Genomic DNA, 17,230 nt, shown 5'->3' on the forward strand with positions numbered 1-17,230 from the left:
CCCGGAATGACGCGGAGCGTCAATTAACCCCGCATTAACCATGACTGTCCCACGGTGAGACGACGGGCGCCGAATTGCCGGCGTCGCTCAACGCCGTGGGGGGTGAGCACTTCATCATGTCGGTCGACAATTCCAGTGCCACGCAGACGGTCGGCCTCGATCCGTCGCGGGCGCGCGTCGCCGGTGCGATCAAGCAGGCCTCGAACATCTCCGGCGTCAGCTTCCAATACATGCTGACCACGGCCAAGATGGAATCGGATTTCGATCCGACGGCGGGCGCCACCACCTCGTCCGCGCACGGGCTCTACCAGTTCATCGACCAGACCTGGCTTGGCACCGTGAAGGAAGCCGGTACCCAGCTCGGCTACGGCAGCTATGCCGACGCCATCACCAGGACCTCGGCGGGCACCTATACCGTCGATGATCCCGTGATGAAGCGGTCGATCATGAAGCTGCGCGACGACCCCGAAGCCGCCTCCAACATGGCGGCGGCGCTGACGCAGTCGAACAGCTTCAAGCTCACCGGCCTGCTCGGCCGCAGGCCGTCCGACAGCGAACTCTACATGGCGCATTTCATGGGGATCGGCGGTGCGGCCAGACTGATCGCCAATGCCGAGGACAATCCGCAGGCGGTCGGTGCGCGGCTGTTCCCTAACGCTGCGTCCGCCAATCGCTCGATCTTCTACGCCAAAGACGGCCGCGCCCGCAGTGTCTCCGAAGTCTATTCGGTGCTCGACGCGCGCTACGCCAATGCAGCCAATTCGAAAGTGACGCGCAGCGCGATGGCGATGTATGGCGACACGCCGTCGACCACCGAGGTCGCGAGCGCGATCGGCGTGCAGCCGACGGCACCGGCGATCGACAATGCCGTCTATCTTCAGACCTTCCCCGTTAATGCGACGTCGCCGACGACGCTCGCGGACAATGCGCCGAGCGCGCCGGTGTTTCGTTCGATCTATCAGCCCGGGGATGCCACGCAGCCGGTCTCGACCACGGTGCAGAAATTATGGGGCAACAACGCCTCGCTCACCTCGGTCGCGTCAGCGACGCCGGACGTGCGGCCGCCGCAGCCGCTCGATCTCTTCAGCGATCGTAGCGGCATGTTCTCGAGCTAATCTCCGCTCAATGTCCCGGACGCGCCGCAGCTGAAACACTGCAACGTGTAGCCGCGCCCATGCCGCGTGCGCCGCTCTCGAAGGGGGCCCGGTTCACCAGCGCATCGCCGGGGCGCTGCGCTCGCGGCACGTGTGGTCGGCGTCTTGTTCCATTAACAAAACGTCAATAATACCAGACAGTTATGGTGAACGCTTTGTTAAGTGTCATGGTTTATTTTGTGTTGCAGGTGACGAGCCGTCACCATTTTCGTTTGTTGTGTAAGCCGGAAGCAGGATGATTGTTCGGCATTTCATTCATTGGATCAGGACGGCGCCTGCAGGCGAGCGGGCCGAGGCAACACGGGCGTTGGCCCGGGCCTGGCTGATCTCAGACCTTTCTGCAAACGACCGCATCGCCGCTGAAGGCGCGCTTCTGATGCTGCTCGACGATCCCTCGTCGCTGGTGCGGCAGGCGATGGCCGAGGCCTTTGCCCGCAGCACCGAGGCGCCGCCCGCAATCGTAAGGGCATTGTCGGCAGACCAGCCGACCGTTGCGCTGCCCGTGCTCGAACATTCCCCGCTGCTGATCGACGCCGACCTTGTCGACATCGTCGCGACCGGCAACGAGGAGGTGCAATGCGCGGTGGCCCGCCGCATCGCGTTGCCGGTGTCGGTCTGCGCCGCGATCGCCGAGGTCGGCTGCGCGGCTGCCGCACTGGAGCTGATCGAGAATCCCCACGCCGAGCTAGCTCCGTTCTCCTGGGACCGCATCGTCGAGCGCCACGGCCATCTCGCGGCGATCCGCGAGGCCATGCTGGTGCTGGAGGATCTGCCGTCCTCAACGCGCGCGGCGCTGGTGGCAAAGCTCTCGCAGACGCTGGCGCAATTCGTCGTGGCGCGGAACTGGCTCACCGCCGACCGTGCGGACCGCATCACGATCGAGGCACGTGACCGCTCCACCATGAACATCGCGGCGCGCTCCCGCGGCGAGGACATGCAAGGCCTGGTCAGGCATTTGCGCATCACCGGCCAGCTTACCGCGGGGTTGATCCTGCGTGCACTGCTCTCGGGCAATCTCGATCTGTTCGACGCGGCCCTTGCCGAACTCGCCGATCTGCCGCTGGCGCGCGTCTCCGCGCTGCTGCACGATCGCGGCGGCAACAGCCTGCACGCGCTGCTCCGTCGCGCCGGGCTTCCGGAGGCGACGTTTGCGGCCTTCCAGGTCGCGCTCGATGCCTGTCACGAGCAAGGCTTCGTCAATAGCGACGACGGCGCGGCGCGGCTGCGCCGGCGCATGGTCGAGCGCGTGCTTACCCATTGCGAGACCGACCGGGGCGCCACTGAGCCGCTGATGGTGCTGCTGCGCCGCTTTGCCACCGAATCCGCGCGCGAAGAGGCTCGGCTGTTCTGCGACGAGCTCGTTTCGGATGATGCGATCGATACGGTGTACGACGATCTGATCGCGGCCTAGCCGGATCCCGCAGACTCCGTCATTGCGAGCGTAGCGAAGCAATCCAGAATCGCGCCGCGGAGGCAGTCCGAGTTTGCTTCGCTGCGCTCGCAATGGCGAGAGGAGAGAGCCTTACTAATCCACCGGCGCGATGCTCGGGGCCAGGATGACCTCGAGATGTTCGGGCCGGTCGCGGTTGACGTTGGCGAGATAATCGTCGGCGACCTTGCGCAGGCGGCGGCTGAGCTCGGCGGAGACGCTGATACTGTCGAGCCTGGTGTTCTCGTGCACGATGGCGAGAATGGCATTGATGTGGTGCGTGAACAGCTCGGCCGGCACCTTTTCCAGATCAGGTGCGTGCTCGATGACGCGGCACAGGCTCTCGGCGATAACCGCTGCCGAAGGAAAGCCGAACGTCGCCGCATCGCCTTTGATGTCGTGCGCGGCGTGGAACAGCTCGTCGCGCAGCTTCTTCGTGAAGCCATCCTTCTGCACGGCAGTCCAGGCGATGGACAGTCTCTGGACCTCGACCGTCATCCAGTCCTTGAACTCGCCGGAGAGGCTCGCGAGCGCCTGTTCGGCGCGGCCGACCGGATCGTCCATGTCCTTTTCATCGACGCGGCGCAGGACCTTGCGCAGCGGGTTGGGCTGCGTGATGACGTGGTGCGTGGCGAAGGCCTTGACCTCGATGTCCTTTGCGCTGTTCTTCGCCATGATGCCTGCCTCGTCTGAAGACGTTGCGCTAGATGGTGGAGCGGGCCTTGTCGAGCAGCGAGGGCTGCTGCAGCACCTCGTGCTTTTCGCCGACGCGGCGCTCCGGGCCCATATAGGCGGAATTGGTGTTGCGGCGCCGGTCCGGCCCGAAATAGGTCTTGGTCTTAATGAAGGGGCGGGGATTGGCAACCACGTTGAGGATGCGCTGGTAGAGGCCCTTGGCCGAGATCGGCTTGGCCAGGAATTCGGTGACGCCGGCATCGCGCGCGACCGTGACGCGGCGCTTCTCGGAATGGCCGGTCAGCATGATGATCGGTGCGTAAGGATTGCCCTTCGATTCGGGTTGCCGGATCATCTGCGCAAGCTCGAGCCCGTCGAAGATCGGCATGGCCCAGTCGGTGATGACGATGTCGGGCACGTAATGGCTGTACATTTCGAGCGCCGTGGCGCCGTCCTCGGCTTCATAGACCTCGCGCGCGCCGAAGGAATGCAGCAGCGTCCGCAGGATGCGGCGCATGTGCGGATTGTCGTCGCAGACGAGGAAGCGCAGCTTGTTGAAGTCGATGCGAAACATGACGTCCGGGCCAGAGCGGTCAACCTTCGTTAACCATATCGTGCCGGGGGTTAACGAAGGGTTGCGGCCGGGCTCGCGGAGGCGTGGCCGGCAGGCGGCTCAGTAGCCGAACTGCTCGCGCAGGATACGTTCTTCAAGGCTGTGGCCGGGGTCGAACAGCATTCGCATCGAGATGGTCTTGTCGGAGAGCACCTCGACGCGGCGGACGTCGCGGACCTCGTCGTGGTCGGCGACGGCCGCTACCGGACGCTTCTCGCCCTCCAGCACCTCGATCACGACATAGGCCGTATTGGGCAGCAACGCGCCGCGCCAGCGGCGGGGGCGGAAGGCGCTGATCGGCGTCAATGCCAGCAGCGCGGCGTTGATCGGCAGGATCGGTCCCTGCGCGGAGAGATTATAGGCGGTTGAGCCCGCCGGCGTTGCCACCATGATGCCGTCGGCGATCAGCTCGGACATGCGCTCGCGCTCGTCGATCAGAATCCTCAAGCGCGCCGCCTGGTAGGTCTGCCGGAACAGGGCAACCTCGTTGATGGCATGGTGCAGATGCACCCGGTCATGCATGTCGGTCGCGCGCATCAGGAGCGGGTTGATCTCGGATTCATGCGCGGCCTCGAGCCGCGCCCGCAGGTCGTGCGTCGAGTACTCGTTCATCAGGAAGCCGACCGTGCCGCGATGCATGCCGTAGATCGGCTTTCCCGTGTGCATGTTCTGGTGCAGCGTCTGGAGCATCAACCCGTCGCCGCCGAGCGCGACGACGACGTCGGCGTCCTTCGGGTCGTAATTGCCATAGTCCCTGGTGAGCTGGCCGAAGGCGGCCTGCGCCTCGCTGCTCGGGCTGGCGACGAAGGCGATCCGGTCGTATCGCGAGGGCTTGGTCATGGCTTCCCAGGCAGGTGCCGCTGGCTCGAGTAAGTTCCGCCGGGCTCGTCTATACGAGGTGGGCCTGTATTGTCGAGGAGGACCGCCCTCCAAAGCTAACGGAGACTGTCGCTCCGGATTTGGGGGCAGAAGCGGGTGATTTGAGCCCTCGGGGGCCCGTTCAGGCCCTCGCCAGACAAGGATTCCCCAAAGCGTCGCAATTCCAGGCTAACCTTTCTGTCCGCACCGGCTGTCACAGCCGGGCAGGGAGAGCGATCATGATCACGAATTTGCCGGCGCTCCGTCAAACGGTCCTGGTGCTGGCGGTCTCGGCTTTCGCGCTTGCTGGATTTGCGCGCGCGGACGATCCGCCGAAGCCGCCCCCGGAGACCGCTGCTCCGGCCGGGCAGAAGGGTGGTCGCGGCGGCGGTACGCAGAGCGCGTCGCAGGCGTCGCCGTCGGCGGCCGAGTTGCACCGTCTCCCGCCGGATTCGACCACGAAGCAGACGCTCGATCTGCCCGGCCGAACCCTCAATTTCGCCGCGACCGCCGGCTCGATCCGCGTGTTCGACGGCAAGGGCGAGCCGCTGGCCGACATCGCCTACGCGTCCTACGAACTCGAAGGTGCCGACCGCGCGACGCGCCCCGTGACGTTCCTGTTCAATGGCGGTCCCGGCGCGTCCTCGGCGTGGCTTCAGTTCGGCGCGGCCGGGCCATGGCGGCTGCCGCTCGATGGCGAAGCATTGTCGCCCTCGGCCTCGCCCGAGGTGAAGCCGAATGCGGAGACGTGGCTCGACTTCACAGATCTCGTCTTCATCGATCCCGTCAGCACCGGCTACAGCCGTTTTGTCGCCAGCAGCGAGGACGCGCGAAAATCCTTTTACTCCGTCGATGGTGACGCCAATTCGATCGCGCTCGTGATCCGCCGCTGGCTGGAGAAACACGATCGGCTGACCTCGCCGAAATACGTCGCCGGCGAAAGCTATGGCGGCATCCGCGGGCCTAAGGTGGTGCGCCAGTTGCAGCTTCAGCACGGCGTCGGCGTCAGGGGACTGATCATGGTGTCGCCGTTGCTGGATTTTCGCGAGTTCAGCGGCACCAGCCTTCTTCAATATGTCGCAACGCTGCCGAGCTATGTCGCGGTGGCGCGCGAGGCCAAGGGGCCGGTCAAGCGCGCCGACCTCGCCGATGTCGAGACTTACGCGCGCGGCGAATTCTTAGCCGACCTCGTCAAGGGCGAGGCGGACAAGGACGCCACCAATCGCCTGGCCGACAAGGTTGCCGAGCTCACCGGCATCGACCAGGCGGTGAGCCGCAGGCTCGCCGGCCGCTTCGACGTCGGTGAATTCCGCCGCGAGTTCGACCGCAAGAACGGCAAGGTGACAGGACGTTACGACGCCTCCGTGCGTGGCTTCGATCCCTATCCGGATTCCAGCAGCTCACGCTTCGGCGATCCTTCCGGCGATGCGCTCCAGGCGCCGCTGACGAGTGCCGCTGTCGACGTGCTGACGCGCAAGCTCAACTGGCGGCCCGACGGTTCCTATGAAGTCCTGAACGGTGCCGTGGAGGGCCACTGGGATTTCGGCCGCGGCATCACCCCGCCGCAATCCGTCTCGGAACTGCGCCAGATCCTCGCCACAGATGCGAAGCTGAACGTTCTGGTCGGCCACGGGCTGTTCGATCTCGCCACGCCCTATTTCGGAACGAAACGGGTGCTCGATCAGCTGCCGGCTTTCGTGACGCAACGCGTGAAGTTCGTCGTCTATCCCGGCGGCCACATGTTCTATTCGCGCGACGGATCTCGGCAGGCGTTCCGCAGCGAGGTCGAGGCGATGATCAGGGAATAGCGCCGCTCCGGAAAGGCGCATAGCGGTCTTCCGACAGGATCATGCTCGCACTAAAGAGGCCGGCGTTTGCGCGGCTTGTATCTCCGCGCGATTTCGCGCGCGACGACTTTGGCCGGCTTCACGTTCGCGCCGGCGATCCAGATGTCGCTGATCTTGCCGCGCTTGTCACGGATCCGGCGCACCGGCTCGCCATGGCTGGAATAGCCGGCCGCCCAGGCGAGCCTGCCGGTGTCGCGGCCGGTGACCTCGATTTCCGCGGCATCCATGAAGGGGTTGTTGAACTGTGGATTGGCGACGAGCACGCGGTTGCCTGCGGGGACGAGATCCGTCGCGCCCCAGATCGTCCACCATCGGCCGGTCCAGTCGCGCACGCGGCGGTCGGGTGCGCCGCGGGTCTTGAAGGTGCGCAGAATCTGCATCGCGCCGTCCATCCAGAACGGGGCCGCGCCGTCGATGGAGTTGCTGAGGATGCTGATCGCGAGCTCGCAAGCGGGAATGGAGCAGGTCCGGGAGATGTAGCCCTGGAACCCGCCGCCATGGCCGAACCAGTCCCAGCCGTCGGTCTTGCCGGCATTGACGCCCAAGCCATAGTAGGTCTCTAAGCTTTGCGGGATGCGCCAATGGTGTCGCGTCATCTCGCGACGGCTCGCGACCGACAGCACGCTCTTCCTCGCGTTGGGTGCAAGCTGCGCGAAGAAGCGGGCGGTATCGGCGGCGGTGGCGATGAAGCCTGCGGCGGATGCCATCGCATGTGCGGGATTGTCGCCGGGGATCACGCAGCGTTCGCCCAGCGGGACTTTGCGCGTATGACCGCACGCGAACGGCGTGCCCCTGGCAAGCGGCGCATTCGGCTCGGTTTCGCGCAAGCCCGCGGGTTCGATGATCTCGCGCTTGATCCAGACCGGATAGGGATCCCTGGTCACGGCCTCAATCACGAGGCCGATCAGCCCAAAGCCGTGATTGGAATATTTGAAGCGCGTGCCGGGCTCGATTGCGGTCGGTAGCTTCAATTCCGCGAGCAACTGTTTCGTGTCGAGATAGGGGCGACTGTCGATGAACTGGCCGGAATCGGCGCCGTCGCGCGTCAGCCCCGCGCTGTGCGACAGCACTTGCGCGATCGTCGTCTCGGCGACGCGCGGATGCAGGCCGCCGACATAATCGCCCACGGGATCGTCGAGCCGGATCTTGCGCTGCTCGCGCAGCTTCATGATGCCGGCCGTGGTGAAGCTCTTGGAGTGCGAGGCGATGCGGAAGCGGTGGCGCGGGGTGAGCTTCTCGCCGGTATCGAGATTGGCGAGGCCGAACGCATGCTCGGCGACGATTTCGCCGCGATGGGCGAAAGCCACGATGACACCCGGCTGCTGGATTGTCGTCAGTTGGAATTCGATCCAGGAGCCGATGTAGTCGATCGCGGATCGCAGCCACGTGTCCATTGCGCACCAATTTGCAGGAAGATCGGTGGCGGAGGCTAGCCGAGAAAGCGGAACGGGCACAACTGGAAGGTTGCGCCCGCTGGCTTCGTTTTAGCGTGTGATGTCTCAGTAGACCAGCGTCGCGCCGGTCGGCTTGTCGAGCGCTGCGGCAAGCGAGCGATACTCCGAGCTGTCGGTGCCGGCAAGCGATGCGATCTTGTTCAGATGATACTGCGCCTGTTCGCGGTTGCCCTGCTCGAGCTGCCAAAGACCGTAATACTGCCAGGTGCGGACGTGGTTCGGATCGTCCTTCAGCGCCAGCTCGTAATAAGCCTTCGACGACTGGTAGTCGCCGAGCTTGCGATAGGAATAGCCGATCAGATTGGCGACGTCGGCGACGTCGTCGCGCTTGAGCGACTTCAGCTGGCCGATCGCGCCCGTGTAATCGTGCTTGTCGTAGATCGCGGCGTAGGCTGTGCGATAGGCCGCGAGGAATTTGGGATCGCTGACGGAAGAGCTCTTCTTCTTGCCTTTCTTGGACGAGCTTTCCGATTTCGGCGGCGAGGACGGCTCGTCGCTGCCTGCGGCGTAGGCGCTCGACAGTACCGGCGCCGCCGCCAGCGACATGGCGACGAGGCCCGGCACAACTAGCATTGAGAGTTTACGCATCGAAATTCTCCCGTATGGAACGTGGGGAACGTGGCGATCCTACACGATTGCCCGAAGACCGGAACACCCATCGCACGAAAACATTCCCGCTTCGCACGATCTATTCGCCCGGCCGCTGATGACAAACTTGTCATCGAGATGAACGGAAGCCTGCAAGGGGCTTCAGACTGGGTTCAATGTGCCCCGCCTAGGCTCCCACCTACGATCGAAGGGTAGGCGAGAGGGCGCCGCCTCGAGATCCTTCCAAGAGGAGACCACCATGTTGAAGACCATTTCTGCAGCCTTGCTCGCAGCTTCCGTGATCGCAGCCCCGGCCTTCGCTGCCGAGGCCGGCAAGACCACCACGACTGCCCCGGTGATCAAGGCGGACCAGAGCCAGACCAAGGCGGCGACCACCGCCGCGAAACCGGACGCCGGCGTCAAGGCCGACGCGAAGACCGATCTCAAGCCTGCTGACGTCAAGGCCACCGACGCCAAGGTGGATGCCAAGTCGAAGGCGATGAACGCGAACGCCGCGGCCACGACCGACGAGCACAAGACCGTGCACAAGGATCGCCATCATTCCAAGGAATCGCAGAAGGTGCAGTCGGACATGACCAAGCCGACGGCTTCAGACAAGCGCAACTGACGGCTGATCCCGCGCGGCGGCATCCCTGGCATTGCCCTGCCGCAGCGCGTGGACTTCAGGCCCGGTCCGTTCGCAGTGTCTCGTGCGAAAGCCCGAGGCGCCGGCGGCGGGCCGGTGCGCTGTTTGCGCCGCCGCAAGCGAATTCCCTTCGTGCAGGCTTGGGGCTAGAACGCTTCTGATTGGATCGAGCGGAGAGCGGGGCCTGTGGGGCGATTGGCGAGATGTGCGGTGATACTGGCATTGCCGTTGGCGCTTGCGGCATGTTTCGGCAGCGACGGTGACCGTCCAACGCTGATGGGCGGGACCCAGGCCGGTGGGCCTCAGCCGTTTCCCGACAATTTCCGGAGCGACACGCTGGCTCTGATGCGGACCTACCTCAACAATCCGGTCGGCGTGCGCGACGCCAGCATGGCCGATCCGGTGCAGCGCGAGGTCGGCGGCCGGCAGTTCTATGTGAGCTGCCTGCACTTCACCCCGCGCGAGACCGATGGCAGCTACAAGGCCATGCGGGAGCGGGCTGTGATCTTCGTCAACGGCCGAGCGGACCGTGTGGTCGACCGCACCAGCGATCTCTGCGCCGGTGCGGTTTACGCTCCCTTTCCGGAACTGGAAAAGATGACGCGTTAGCGCAAAGCCCGCCTTCATCGCCGGATGTTAGACAGACGCAGCCGGAGCCGCTGGATCACATTTCGGCGAGCTTTGAACGGGGCGGTTTTGCCTTGCGACGAATCGTTGCGCCAGGCCTTGCGCACGCGACAAAAACAGTTAGCTCAGGGCAAAGTGACGGAACAAAAGCGCGTTGTTGCCACCCCATCACAGTAGCGAACGATCAACGTTCTGGCATCGCCGCGAAGCAACCCAATTCACGCCACGTTGTTTCCTGAGTGTCGAATTGAAAGAACGGGGATGATCATGAAGTCGATTTTGCTGGGTGCAGCCGCTGTGCTTGCGCTGGCGGCGCCGGCAGCCGCCGCGGACATGCAGCCGCGCACCTACACCAAGGCTCCGGCCTATACGCCGCCGCAGATCATTTATAACTGGACCGGTTTTTACATCGGCGGCCATGTCGGTGGAGCGTTTGCCGGCGACAGCAGCTTCCAATCCAGCGACGCCCGCTTCATGGGCGGCGTACAGGGCGGCTTCGACTACCAGTTCGCGTCCAACTGGGTGGTGGGTATCGAGGCCCAGTATTCCTGGCTGCCGACCAACAACAACGGTGTGACCTTCCCGCTGGGCACGCAGGTGACCTCCAACACCGACCAGATCGGGTCGGTGACGGGGCGCATCGGCTACACCTGGGGACCGACGCTGCTTTACGCCAAGGGTGGTTATGCCTGGCGCAATAACGGCCTTGGCGTGAACATCGCCGGGGTGCCACAGGCCTTCACCACCACCGGCAACAGCAAGGACGGCTATACCGTCGGCGCCGGCCTCGAATACATGTTCGCGCCGAGCTGGTCGGCCAAGGCCGAGTACCAGTACTACAATTTCGGCAGCACCACCTTTACCTCCGGCCCGGCCGACATCGTCGGTGTTCGTGGCCGGGAGGACGAGCATACCGTCAAGGTCGGGGTGAACTACCGCTTCGGCTGGGGCGGCCCGTCAGGCTCCCGCTACTGACTCCCAGCGGGCGATCCAAGTCCCCACCAAAGGCCGGCTCAGCCGGCGTTTGGTTTGCCGGGCTTTCCGCTCGTGAGCCGTTTCCTTGGCGTGAACCATCTGGCGCGTCATTTGCTTACAAACGGTGGCTGGCGCGCCTTCTCGCGCGCGTCATGGGGCCGGGGTAAAGCAAAAATAATTTTTGCGATTTACGGAACTCGCGCTCCGGAACGCGTTATATGACAATTACGGGCTGGTGGGACGACGGACATGCGTATCTTGGTGTCGGCAGTGGTGCTCTCGTGTTTCTCCTGCCTGCCGTGCTCTGCACAGACAATCCTCAAATCCGAGCCTCTGATGCTGGCACCTTATGAGGTGGCCTTCGTCAAGGACGCTTCCTGTCCGTCGGGCAAGGTCATGAAGGTGACCGGCGCCATCCGCGGGCTGCATCGCCGCAAGGCCTGCGTGGCTATGCCGGGCGAGCAGGCCTCGTTGGCGGCCGCCACGCCCTAAGCCGCTCCGGTTTCGTGCCGGAACTCAGGAGTTCAGCTCAAGCTCCATCCTCGCCTGCTGGTCGGCTTCAGCCTTGTTCTTGGCGGGGTCCTCGCCCTGAGCTGCCTGGCACGGCGCGATCTCGTAGTCATTGTCGAGCACTCGGCGCGGTCCCGGGCGCTCGTCGTCCGCCATCACGTCCACGACGAGACCGCTCCGTTGAGCGAGCTTCCAGACGTCCGACTCACTCGGATAGGCCTTGCTGATCTGGGCCTCTTTGCAGAACAGGGCGTAGGGCATTCTTCCCGCTCCAGGAAACCCAGTTAACGAGCTTGCGAGGTCCGGGTTCCGGCCCGCCGCCCGATCACGGCGGCGTGATCGGGTGCCGCCGGCTATGAGTCCTTAACGAGTCCTGAATCCCGGAAAAAAGAATCCTTGGGACTCGTCGGCCGGAATCAGCGGATGTTTTCCGCCATGACGAGCGACCTGAAGACATCCTGCGGGCACATGCTCCTGCCGCTGGCGCTGGGGCTGTTCGGAGCCTGCGCGGCCAATCTCTTGCTGGTGTGGTCCTGGCTGTAAGCCCCTGACCGGGCAGCCTTATTTTTGGTCCGGCGGGCCGGAAACGTCGCGGATGGCTGCACGCAATCTGGTCAGGGTCGCCGCACAATATTCCTTACGCTCGCGCTCGAAGCGCTCCTGATGCTTGCGGAAATCGGCAATGCGGGCCTGCATCTCGGTGCGGAAATCGCCGCCTGCCCCTGGCGCCGGGAAAGGTGCGGGCCGGGGCGGGAGTGGGTCTTGCGGCGACTCGATCTCGACGGCGACCGCCTCCACGGCGACGCTCTCCACAGCGACGGTCGAGCCAGCCGCGGGCGCATCCGGCTGACGGACGTCATCCTTCCCGCCGGTCACCGATTGGACGAAGGCCAGTGTCTGCGCAATCAGTGCGTCGCGCTCCCTGATCCATTTCATGATCCACCTCAGCAGCGCCATTCCAGCAAAGCGGCTGCGTCGGATCAAGGGAGGTTCGAAAAGGATTGCATATTTTTCCCGATCGCCCGACATTAAGCGAATGGTTGTAGAAGAAGAACGGTCGGACGAAGTGGAGGGGCTGAGGCTCATCCGCGCGTTCCTGTCTCTGCCGCCCGACAAGCGGGCGGAGGTGATCGCGTTTGCGGAAGAATTGGCGCGTGTCCACGGCCGGCCCGCTGAAGGCACTGAGGCCTTGCCGCGGTGAGCACTACCGCTCGCGCGGATTGACGTTGGGTTCGAACGGCGCGCCGACCACGCGGACTTGGGTCTGGATCGATGTCCGGGTAACGTCGATCACGGCTCTCTCGGCGACGCGCTCTTCACGGTCTGGCCCCAGCGCCGGCTCAAGCAGCGTCAACGTGCCGGCCACGGCGCCACAGCACATCATCACTGTCGCCAGCAGAACTATATTTCGGTTTTCTTCGCTGATCCGCATGGGGCAAGAACGAGTGACGCAGGTCTTTGGTTCCGATCCGGCCTGATCGGATCAGCGGTCTCCGACTGCCTGAACGATGACGTCCGAAATTTCCGACCGTCGTCATGCGCTGGATGGCTCGCACAGCGGCTCGGGTCCGCGGTGCCGATGCCATCCGTGGCGCAAGCAGAATCCCATCTCGATTGCGAACGCATGGCCGTCATCACGATGGCTGAAACCGCACCGGCGGCGATCCTGGTTTCTCTTTGAACGAGATGGAGCGCATCCTCTGCGCATGCTACCTCATGTTGAATTTCGATCCGATCTGTGGTCAGTAGCCGCGCCACGCGATGCGCGGCCAATATCCATTCCTGAAGATCTGCCTATGAGCGAGGATATCAGCGACGGCTGGGCTGCGTCCGCGGCTGCATGGATCATCGAGCAGGGACAAGATGGCGACTATGGTCGCCGCTTCGTGCTGGACGCGCCGATGCAGGAGCGCATCGAAGGGCGCGGCTTTCGCAATGCGCTCGATGTCGGCTGCGGGGAGGGACGCTTCTGCCGCATCATGCAGCGCGCCGGCATCCGCACCATCGGTATCGATCCGACCGAGGCGTTGCTCGTGCGAGCCCGTGAGCTGGACCCGGACGGCGATTATCGCCTCGGCCGCGCCGAGACGATGGAGATTGATGCGCGTTTCGATCTGGTCGTCAGTTATCTCAGTCTGATCGACATGCCCGATCTCGATGCGGCGATCGCCAGGATAGTGGCGGCGCTGCGCCCCGGCGGTACGCTGCTGATCGCCAACCTGACGAGCTTCAACACCGCCGGCCAGCCGGAGGGCTGGACGCGTGACGGGGAGGGCACCTGGCGCTTCGCGATCGACCACTACATGGACGAGCGCCCGATCTGGGCCGCCTGGCACGGCATCCGGATCCAGAACTGGCACCGTCCGCTCAGCACCTACATGACGCTGTTGCTTGATCACGGTCTCCAGTTGCGTCTGTTCGCCGAGCCGCAGCCGACAGGCGGCAGTCCCGAGCAGGTCGCCCGTCATCGCCGCGTGCCCTTCTTCCACGTCATGGAGTGGCAGAAGCCGGCTTGAGGGTAAGGCAGGCGATTTCGGCGGCGACGGATCGCCTGTACACTGGCTCGCGACTTGGATCGAGGCTCGTCCGATGATCTCCAATCGTCCTCCCGTGCTGGCCCACCAACGTTTCCTCGCCGACCGTAAGAATTTCGAGGGTCTCGATCTTGCCGCACGATTCGAACGCATCGCGCGCACCAACCTTTGGGGCGCGGCCACTTCGGTGTCCGGCCTCGGCTCGGAGGACCCCGCGACCAGCGCGGTCTGCGAGGCGCTGCCTCCATTGCTGCGACGGCTCGGCGCGCGCTCGCTGCTGGATGCGCCCTGCGGTGATGCCGGATGGATTGGCCGGCTTGAGCTCGATATCGACTACACCGGCATCGACATCGTGCCGTCGCTGATCGAAGCCAACCGCCGGCGTGTCGCAGGCGGTGGCTCGCCGGGCCGGTTTCTCGTCGCCGACATCACGCGCGATGCGCTGCCGCGTGCGGATATCATTCTCTGCCGGGACTGCCTGGTGCATCTGAGCCTTGCGAACATAGGTCGCGCCCTCGCGCAATTTCGGATGAGCGGCGCGCGCTTCCTGCTGGTCACCACCTTTCCCGAATGGGAGGACAATCGCGATTGCGAGGACGGCGACTGGCGGGCGCTCAACATGGAGAAGGCGCCGTTCAACTGGCCCGCGCCGCACGCGCTGATCAACGAGCGCTGCGAGGAGGGCGGTGGTGGCTGGCGCGACAAGAGCCTCGGGCTGTGGCGGCTGGAGGATGTCGGATGATCGATGCCAGATGCAGTTGCGGCGCTGTTTGGTATGCTGAAGGAGTGTGTTCGAGCAATCGAAACATGCTTGGGTCGAGATCGGCGGCTCGGGAGTCGAGCACTTCGAACAGAGCAGCGCAGCAAGAGTTCAGGCTGAGGCAGGAGCATCGAGCGCTGGCGCCGGCGCGGCCTGTGTTCGGTCAGGGACGCTGCCTTGCGTTAGACGGCGTTCCTGTTGTCTGTATCGGTTCACCGGGAGCACGGTCCAGCGGCGGGTGAGGCCTCGCAAGTCCTACCGTTCCGGGAGGTGCGTCGTTGCTGGCGGTACGGGTATTGACGCGCTCCAACGTGACTGTCGATGCAACCACAATGGCGATGGCCAGGGCGACAGCGGACAGGGCTAAGGCTGCTCGATCATTCGGGTCCATCGCCAGACCTCCGCGAGACGGCTCTGTGGACAAAGGATAACGCCGGACCGATAACTTGGTTCTTGCGTCAGGGCACGACACGGTCTCGGCTAAATCCATGGTGCCGGCTGAGGGGATTGAACCCCCGACCTTCGGTTTACAAAACCGCTGCTCTACCGCTGAGCTAAGCCGGCGACGCTTGAAAGCGGGGCGGGGCCGGCATATGCGTCGGTTATCCGCCCGCGCGTCGCAATATCAGACTTGGTTGGAAAGTGCCAGAACCCGCGATGATTGTTGCAGGCACGAAACAGGCGGCCCGAAGGCCGCCTGATTCATCGCGCTCACTTTCGTTGCCCTACTGGCAGATGTGCCGGCGGCCGTCTTCGCCCTTGAACCAGGTGCCTGGCGTGCAGACGAAGCCGTTGCGCTGGGCGTAGGTGCGGGTGTCCCATCCACGATTGTTCCAGCCACGGTCCCACGAATTGTCATAGGCGTAGGAATTGTCCCAGGCGCGGAATGGGGCGGTGGCAATCGCGCCGGCGGTGCCGATCGCGGCGCCGGCGACGCCCGCCGCGACGTCGGTCGGCCAGAAGCCGGTGCGGCTCCTGTTCCAGTCGTTATTCCAATCACCGTTGGTCTGGCGATAGGACACGCGGCGATGCCGATAGCCACTATCGGTGTAGGGGTTTCCGGGGCCGAGATTCTGGCAGTTGGCGTTGGGGAATTGCGCCGAGCAGCGGCCGGGATTGGTGACGACCGCCTGCGCCATGGCGGAGCCTGCCAGCATGGTAGCTGCAATCGCCGTGGCCCCGAGAAGCTTGATGTTCATGGTTCTTCGCTCCCATTTTGTTGACGGGAGCTAAACGCTGACGGCGCAGGACGTTCCGATGCAACCTTGGGATTTTCGCAGCTGGATAGTCAAACGGATGTGAGTTCGGCGGCGCTGTTCCGGCGGCGGAGCCCGCGCCGTTAACACTTCGCTAGCTTGCTTTGCAGCATTTGAGCGGCGCGCAACCCTTACGCATTAGGCTTACCGGAAATTGGTGAGCAGGCCTTAACCCTCTCTGCTTTGCGATCAGATAGCGTGGCGCCGGACAACCGGGATCCTCTCATGCGCGCTGTGATGCTCGCCGCCTTTCTCATCGGACTACCTGCAACGGCGTTTGCCGACTCCGAAATCGTCGTTCCGGGCCGTCCCGGCGTGCCGATCATCATCAACAACATCGATGCGTCTTACGCCGTGGTCGAGGGCGTCTGGGGCCTGGGCAAAAACCAGCAGGTGCAGCCCACGATCTATGGCGGACGCTATATCGCAGAGCGGCAGCCCGATAACGTTGGTCATTATTATCCGACGCTGGGCTTGCGGCCTGGCTATGGCCGGCTCGAGGTCGAGCCGCCCGCGAACCGCAAACTGCCGAAGCCAGCCGAGAGCTACCACGAGAGCTGGGGTGCGTCGTCCGCGCCGCTGCCGGTGCAGATGGACCCGCCCGTCGATCCTCCGCCGGTGATCTACGCGCCCGAGATCAACGAGCGTCCACGGCCGCCTCGGCCGCTGCCGCACACAGAACTGCCCGGCAGGCCGCCGGGTTGAAAAACGTAAATCGAAAAAACGGAAATCAACAGGAGAGAGTAATGCGTCAGATGATTTCGGGACTGGTCGCGGCGGCTGCCGTGACGTTCGTCGCCACCGTGCCCGCCGCGGCCTGCGGCTTCACCACCTGCGCGCCGGTTGCGCCGGTCTATTCCGGCTGCAACATCGGCTGCGGCGGTTATGGCTACGGGTATGGCTACGGCTACGGCTACGGCGGCTTTGAGCGTCTCGCCGACCCGACCACACAGTATTATTACGTCAACCAGGGCCCGACCTATACCGGCCCGGGCGCCTTCGCGCCGTATCCGACCTATCGTGAAGATGCGGTCGTCGCGCCCGCCAATTACGGCTATGGCTACGGCTATCGTGCCGCTGCAGTCGCGCCGCCGGCCGCTTATCCTTATCGCCGCCCGTACTACCGTCCGTATCGCTATGGCTACGGCCCCCGCTACGGCTATCTGCCGCGCGTGCACTACGGCCATGGTCCGCGCTATGGCTACGCCCATCGCCACGCCCCGCACTACTATGGCGGTCACCGCGCGCCGCGTCGCTATTACTGATCTCTGATCGGCCAGAGCCACGAGGCGCCCGTCCGCGCG

At 64.3% G+C, this 17,230-nt stretch carries 20 protein-coding genes and 1 tRNA gene; 11 read left to right on the top strand and 10 right to left on the bottom strand.

Translation table 11 applies throughout. The annotated features are described in order from the left end of the window. Window positions 1-116 precede the first annotated feature (116 nt). Window positions 117-1,115, top strand: a complete 999-nt coding sequence (locus EHH60_RS00170) for a lytic transglycosylase domain-containing protein (protein ID WP_245454356.1) — start codon at window positions 117-119, stop codon at window positions 1,113-1,115. 274 nt (window positions 1,116-1,389) lie between these two features. Beyond that, window positions 1,390-2,565 carry a DUF2336 domain-containing protein gene (locus EHH60_RS00175; protein ID WP_124157531.1) on the top strand — a complete coding sequence of 392 codons (1,176 nt, stop codon included), beginning with the start codon at window positions 1,390-1,392 and terminating at the stop codon, window positions 2,563-2,565. A gap of 114 nt (window positions 2,566-2,679) precedes the next feature. Here the strand turns inward: EHH60_RS00175 and EHH60_RS00180 are convergent, their stop codons facing one another. From EHH60_RS00180 to EHH60_RS00190, 3 genes are all read right to left on the bottom strand, one after another. After that, complete coding sequence (locus EHH60_RS00180; RefSeq protein WP_124157532.1) at window positions 2,680-3,258, bottom strand: Hpt domain-containing protein; 579 nt, start codon at window positions 3,256-3,258, stop codon at window positions 2,680-2,682. Between the two features lie 28 nt (window positions 3,259-3,286). After that, window positions 3,287-3,832, bottom strand: a complete 546-nt coding sequence (locus EHH60_RS00185; RefSeq protein WP_011088265.1) for a response regulator — start codon at window positions 3,830-3,832, stop codon at window positions 3,287-3,289. Between the two features lie 99 nt (window positions 3,833-3,931). Further along, window positions 3,932-4,711, bottom strand: coding sequence for an NAD kinase (locus tag EHH60_RS00190; protein ID WP_124157533.1), 780 nt, complete (start codon window positions 4,709-4,711; stop codon window positions 3,932-3,934). A gap of 257 nt (window positions 4,712-4,968) precedes the next feature. On the opposite strand from EHH60_RS00190, the gene EHH60_RS00195 reads away from it, so the two are divergent. Beyond that, the gene (locus tag EHH60_RS00195; protein WP_124157534.1) at window positions 4,969-6,537 is read left to right on the top strand and encodes a S10 family peptidase; all 1,569 of its coding nucleotides are present in this window, start codon (window positions 4,969-4,971) and stop codon (window positions 6,535-6,537) included. Between the two features lie 50 nt (window positions 6,538-6,587). Here EHH60_RS00195 and EHH60_RS00200 read toward each other — a convergent pair whose 3' ends face one another. Both EHH60_RS00200 and EHH60_RS00205 read right to left on the bottom strand, forming a co-directional pair. Continuing rightward, window positions 6,588-7,970 (bottom strand): serine hydrolase domain-containing protein, encoded by a 1,383-nt coding sequence (locus tag EHH60_RS00200; protein WP_199751236.1) that lies wholly within the window; start codon window positions 7,968-7,970, stop codon window positions 6,588-6,590. Between the two features lie 105 nt (window positions 7,971-8,075). Next, window positions 8,076-8,618: a tetratricopeptide repeat protein gene (locus tag EHH60_RS00205; RefSeq protein ID WP_124157536.1), complete on the bottom strand. Its 543-nt coding sequence runs from the start codon at window positions 8,616-8,618 to the stop codon at window positions 8,076-8,078. A gap of 259 nt (window positions 8,619-8,877) precedes the next feature. Here EHH60_RS00205 and EHH60_RS00210 point away from each other — a divergent pair, with 259 nt between their 5' ends. From EHH60_RS00210 to EHH60_RS38650, 4 genes are all read left to right on the top strand, one after another. Then, window positions 8,878-9,246: a His-rich protein BRANT gene (locus EHH60_RS00210; protein ID WP_124157537.1), complete on the top strand. Its 369-nt coding sequence runs from the start codon at window positions 8,878-8,880 to the stop codon at window positions 9,244-9,246. Window positions 9,247-9,477: 231 nt separating this feature from the next. Continuing rightward, window positions 9,478-9,873, top strand: coding sequence for a hypothetical protein (locus EHH60_RS00215; RefSeq protein ID WP_124158307.1), 396 nt, complete (start codon window positions 9,478-9,480; stop codon window positions 9,871-9,873). A gap of 285 nt (window positions 9,874-10,158) precedes the next feature. Next, window positions 10,159-10,866, top strand: coding sequence for an outer membrane protein (locus tag EHH60_RS00220; RefSeq protein WP_199751238.1), 708 nt, complete (start codon window positions 10,159-10,161; stop codon window positions 10,864-10,866). A gap of 249 nt (window positions 10,867-11,115) precedes the next feature. Beyond that, window positions 11,116-11,358, top strand: coding sequence for a DUF6719 family protein (locus tag EHH60_RS38650; RefSeq protein ID WP_124157539.1), 243 nt, complete (start codon window positions 11,116-11,118; stop codon window positions 11,356-11,358). A 24-nt stretch (window positions 11,359-11,382) separates the two neighbouring features. Here EHH60_RS38650 and EHH60_RS00230 read toward each other — a convergent pair whose 3' ends face one another. The 3 genes from EHH60_RS00230 to EHH60_RS00245 all read right to left on the bottom strand — a co-directional run bounded on the left by EHH60_RS00230 (window position 11,383) and on the right by EHH60_RS00245 (window position 12,808). Continuing rightward, window positions 11,383-11,637: a hypothetical protein gene (locus EHH60_RS00230; RefSeq protein WP_124157540.1), complete on the bottom strand. Its 255-nt coding sequence runs from the start codon at window positions 11,635-11,637 to the stop codon at window positions 11,383-11,385. Between the two features lie 300 nt (window positions 11,638-11,937). Next, a complete protein-coding gene (locus EHH60_RS00235) occupies window positions 11,938-12,462 on the bottom strand; it encodes a hypothetical protein (protein ID WP_349629040.1) in 525 nt (174 codons plus the stop codon). A 118-nt stretch (window positions 12,463-12,580) separates the two neighbouring features. Further along, a complete protein-coding gene (locus tag EHH60_RS00245) occupies window positions 12,581-12,808 on the bottom strand; it encodes a hypothetical protein (RefSeq protein ID WP_124157543.1) in 228 nt (75 codons plus the stop codon). A gap of 364 nt (window positions 12,809-13,172) precedes the next feature. On the opposite strand from EHH60_RS00245, the gene EHH60_RS00250 reads away from it, so the two are divergent. Both EHH60_RS00250 and EHH60_RS00255 read left to right on the top strand, forming a co-directional pair. Next, complete coding sequence (locus tag EHH60_RS00250) at window positions 13,173-13,892, top strand: class I SAM-dependent methyltransferase (RefSeq protein ID WP_124158308.1); 720 nt, start codon at window positions 13,173-13,175, stop codon at window positions 13,890-13,892. Between the two features lie 73 nt (window positions 13,893-13,965). Continuing rightward, window positions 13,966-14,652 carry a class I SAM-dependent methyltransferase gene (locus EHH60_RS00255; protein WP_124157544.1) on the top strand — a complete coding sequence of 229 codons (687 nt, stop codon included), beginning with the start codon at window positions 13,966-13,968 and terminating at the stop codon, window positions 14,650-14,652. 507 nt (window positions 14,653-15,159) lie between these two features. Here EHH60_RS00255 and EHH60_RS00265 read toward each other — a convergent pair. Further along, window positions 15,160-15,234 (bottom strand) — tRNA-Thr (locus EHH60_RS00265). A 161-nt stretch (window positions 15,235-15,395) separates the two neighbouring features. Continuing rightward, window positions 15,396-15,869 (bottom strand): hypothetical protein, encoded by a 474-nt coding sequence (locus EHH60_RS00270; protein ID WP_124157545.1) that lies wholly within the window; start codon window positions 15,867-15,869, stop codon window positions 15,396-15,398. 282 nt (window positions 15,870-16,151) lie between these two features. On the opposite strand from EHH60_RS00270, the gene EHH60_RS00275 reads away from it, so the two are divergent. Further along, entirely contained in the window at window positions 16,152-16,631 is a 480-nt protein-coding gene (locus EHH60_RS00275) for a hypothetical protein (RefSeq protein ID WP_124157546.1), read from the top strand. A 41-nt stretch (window positions 16,632-16,672) separates the two neighbouring features. Further along, window positions 16,673-17,191, top strand: coding sequence for a hypothetical protein (locus EHH60_RS00280; protein WP_124157547.1), 519 nt, complete (start codon window positions 16,673-16,675; stop codon window positions 17,189-17,191). Window positions 17,192-17,230 lie beyond the last annotated feature (39 nt).

Origin of the sequence: Bradyrhizobium sp. RP6, assembly GCF_003837805.1 — a bacterium.
Classification (GTDB): domain Bacteria; phylum Pseudomonadota; class Alphaproteobacteria; order Rhizobiales; family Xanthobacteraceae; genus Bradyrhizobium.

Excerpts from the sequence above, each read along its gene's own strand:
- EHH60_RS00235 (WP_349629040.1), bottom strand. The coding sequence starts at position 12,462 with ATGAGCCTCAGCCCCTCCACTTCGTCCGACCGTTCTTCTTCTACAACC.
- EHH60_RS00190 (WP_124157533.1), bottom strand. The coding sequence starts at position 4,711 with ATGACCAAGCCCTCGCGATACGACCGGATCGCCTTCGTCGCCAGCCCG.
- EHH60_RS00275 (WP_124157546.1), top strand. The coding sequence starts at position 16,152 with ATGCGCGCTGTGATGCTCGCCGCCTTTCTCATCGGACTACCTGCAACG.
- EHH60_RS00230 (WP_124157540.1), bottom strand. The coding sequence starts at position 11,637 with ATGCCCTACGCCCTGTTCTGCAAAGAGGCCCAGATCAGCAAGGCCTAT.
- EHH60_RS38650 (WP_124157539.1), top strand. The coding sequence starts at position 11,116 with ATGCGTATCTTGGTGTCGGCAGTGGTGCTCTCGTGTTTCTCCTGCCTG.
- EHH60_RS00255 (WP_124157544.1), top strand. The coding sequence starts at position 13,966 with ATGATCTCCAATCGTCCTCCCGTGCTGGCCCACCAACGTTTCCTCGCC.
- EHH60_RS00220 (WP_199751238.1), top strand. The coding sequence starts at position 10,159 with ATGAAGTCGATTTTGCTGGGTGCAGCCGCTGTGCTTGCGCTGGCGGCG.
- EHH60_RS00200 (WP_199751236.1), bottom strand. The coding sequence starts at position 7,970 with ATGGACACGTGGCTGCGATCCGCGATCGACTACATCGGCTCCTGGATC.
- EHH60_RS00195 (WP_124157534.1), top strand. The coding sequence starts at position 4,969 with ATGATCACGAATTTGCCGGCGCTCCGTCAAACGGTCCTGGTGCTGGCG.
- EHH60_RS00185 (WP_011088265.1), bottom strand. The coding sequence starts at position 3,832 with ATGTTTCGCATCGACTTCAACAAGCTGCGCTTCCTCGTCTGCGACGAC.
- EHH60_RS00210 (WP_124157537.1), top strand. The coding sequence starts at position 8,878 with ATGTTGAAGACCATTTCTGCAGCCTTGCTCGCAGCTTCCGTGATCGCA.
- EHH60_RS00270 (WP_124157545.1), bottom strand. The coding sequence starts at position 15,869 with ATGAACATCAAGCTTCTCGGGGCCACGGCGATTGCAGCTACCATGCTG.
- EHH60_RS00280 (WP_124157547.1), top strand. The coding sequence starts at position 16,673 with ATGCGTCAGATGATTTCGGGACTGGTCGCGGCGGCTGCCGTGACGTTC.
- EHH60_RS00180 (WP_124157532.1), bottom strand. The coding sequence starts at position 3,258 with ATGGCGAAGAACAGCGCAAAGGACATCGAGGTCAAGGCCTTCGCCACG.
- EHH60_RS00205 (WP_124157536.1), bottom strand. The coding sequence starts at position 8,618 with ATGCGTAAACTCTCAATGCTAGTTGTGCCGGGCCTCGTCGCCATGTCG.
- EHH60_RS00175 (WP_124157531.1), top strand. The coding sequence starts at position 1,390 with ATGATTGTTCGGCATTTCATTCATTGGATCAGGACGGCGCCTGCAGGC.
- EHH60_RS00170 (WP_245454356.1), top strand. The coding sequence starts at position 117 with ATGTCGGTCGACAATTCCAGTGCCACGCAGACGGTCGGCCTCGATCCG.
- EHH60_RS00245 (WP_124157543.1), bottom strand. The coding sequence starts at position 12,808 with ATGCGGATCAGCGAAGAAAACCGAAATATAGTTCTGCTGGCGACAGTG.
- EHH60_RS00250 (WP_124158308.1), top strand. The coding sequence starts at position 13,173 with ATGAGCGAGGATATCAGCGACGGCTGGGCTGCGTCCGCGGCTGCATGG.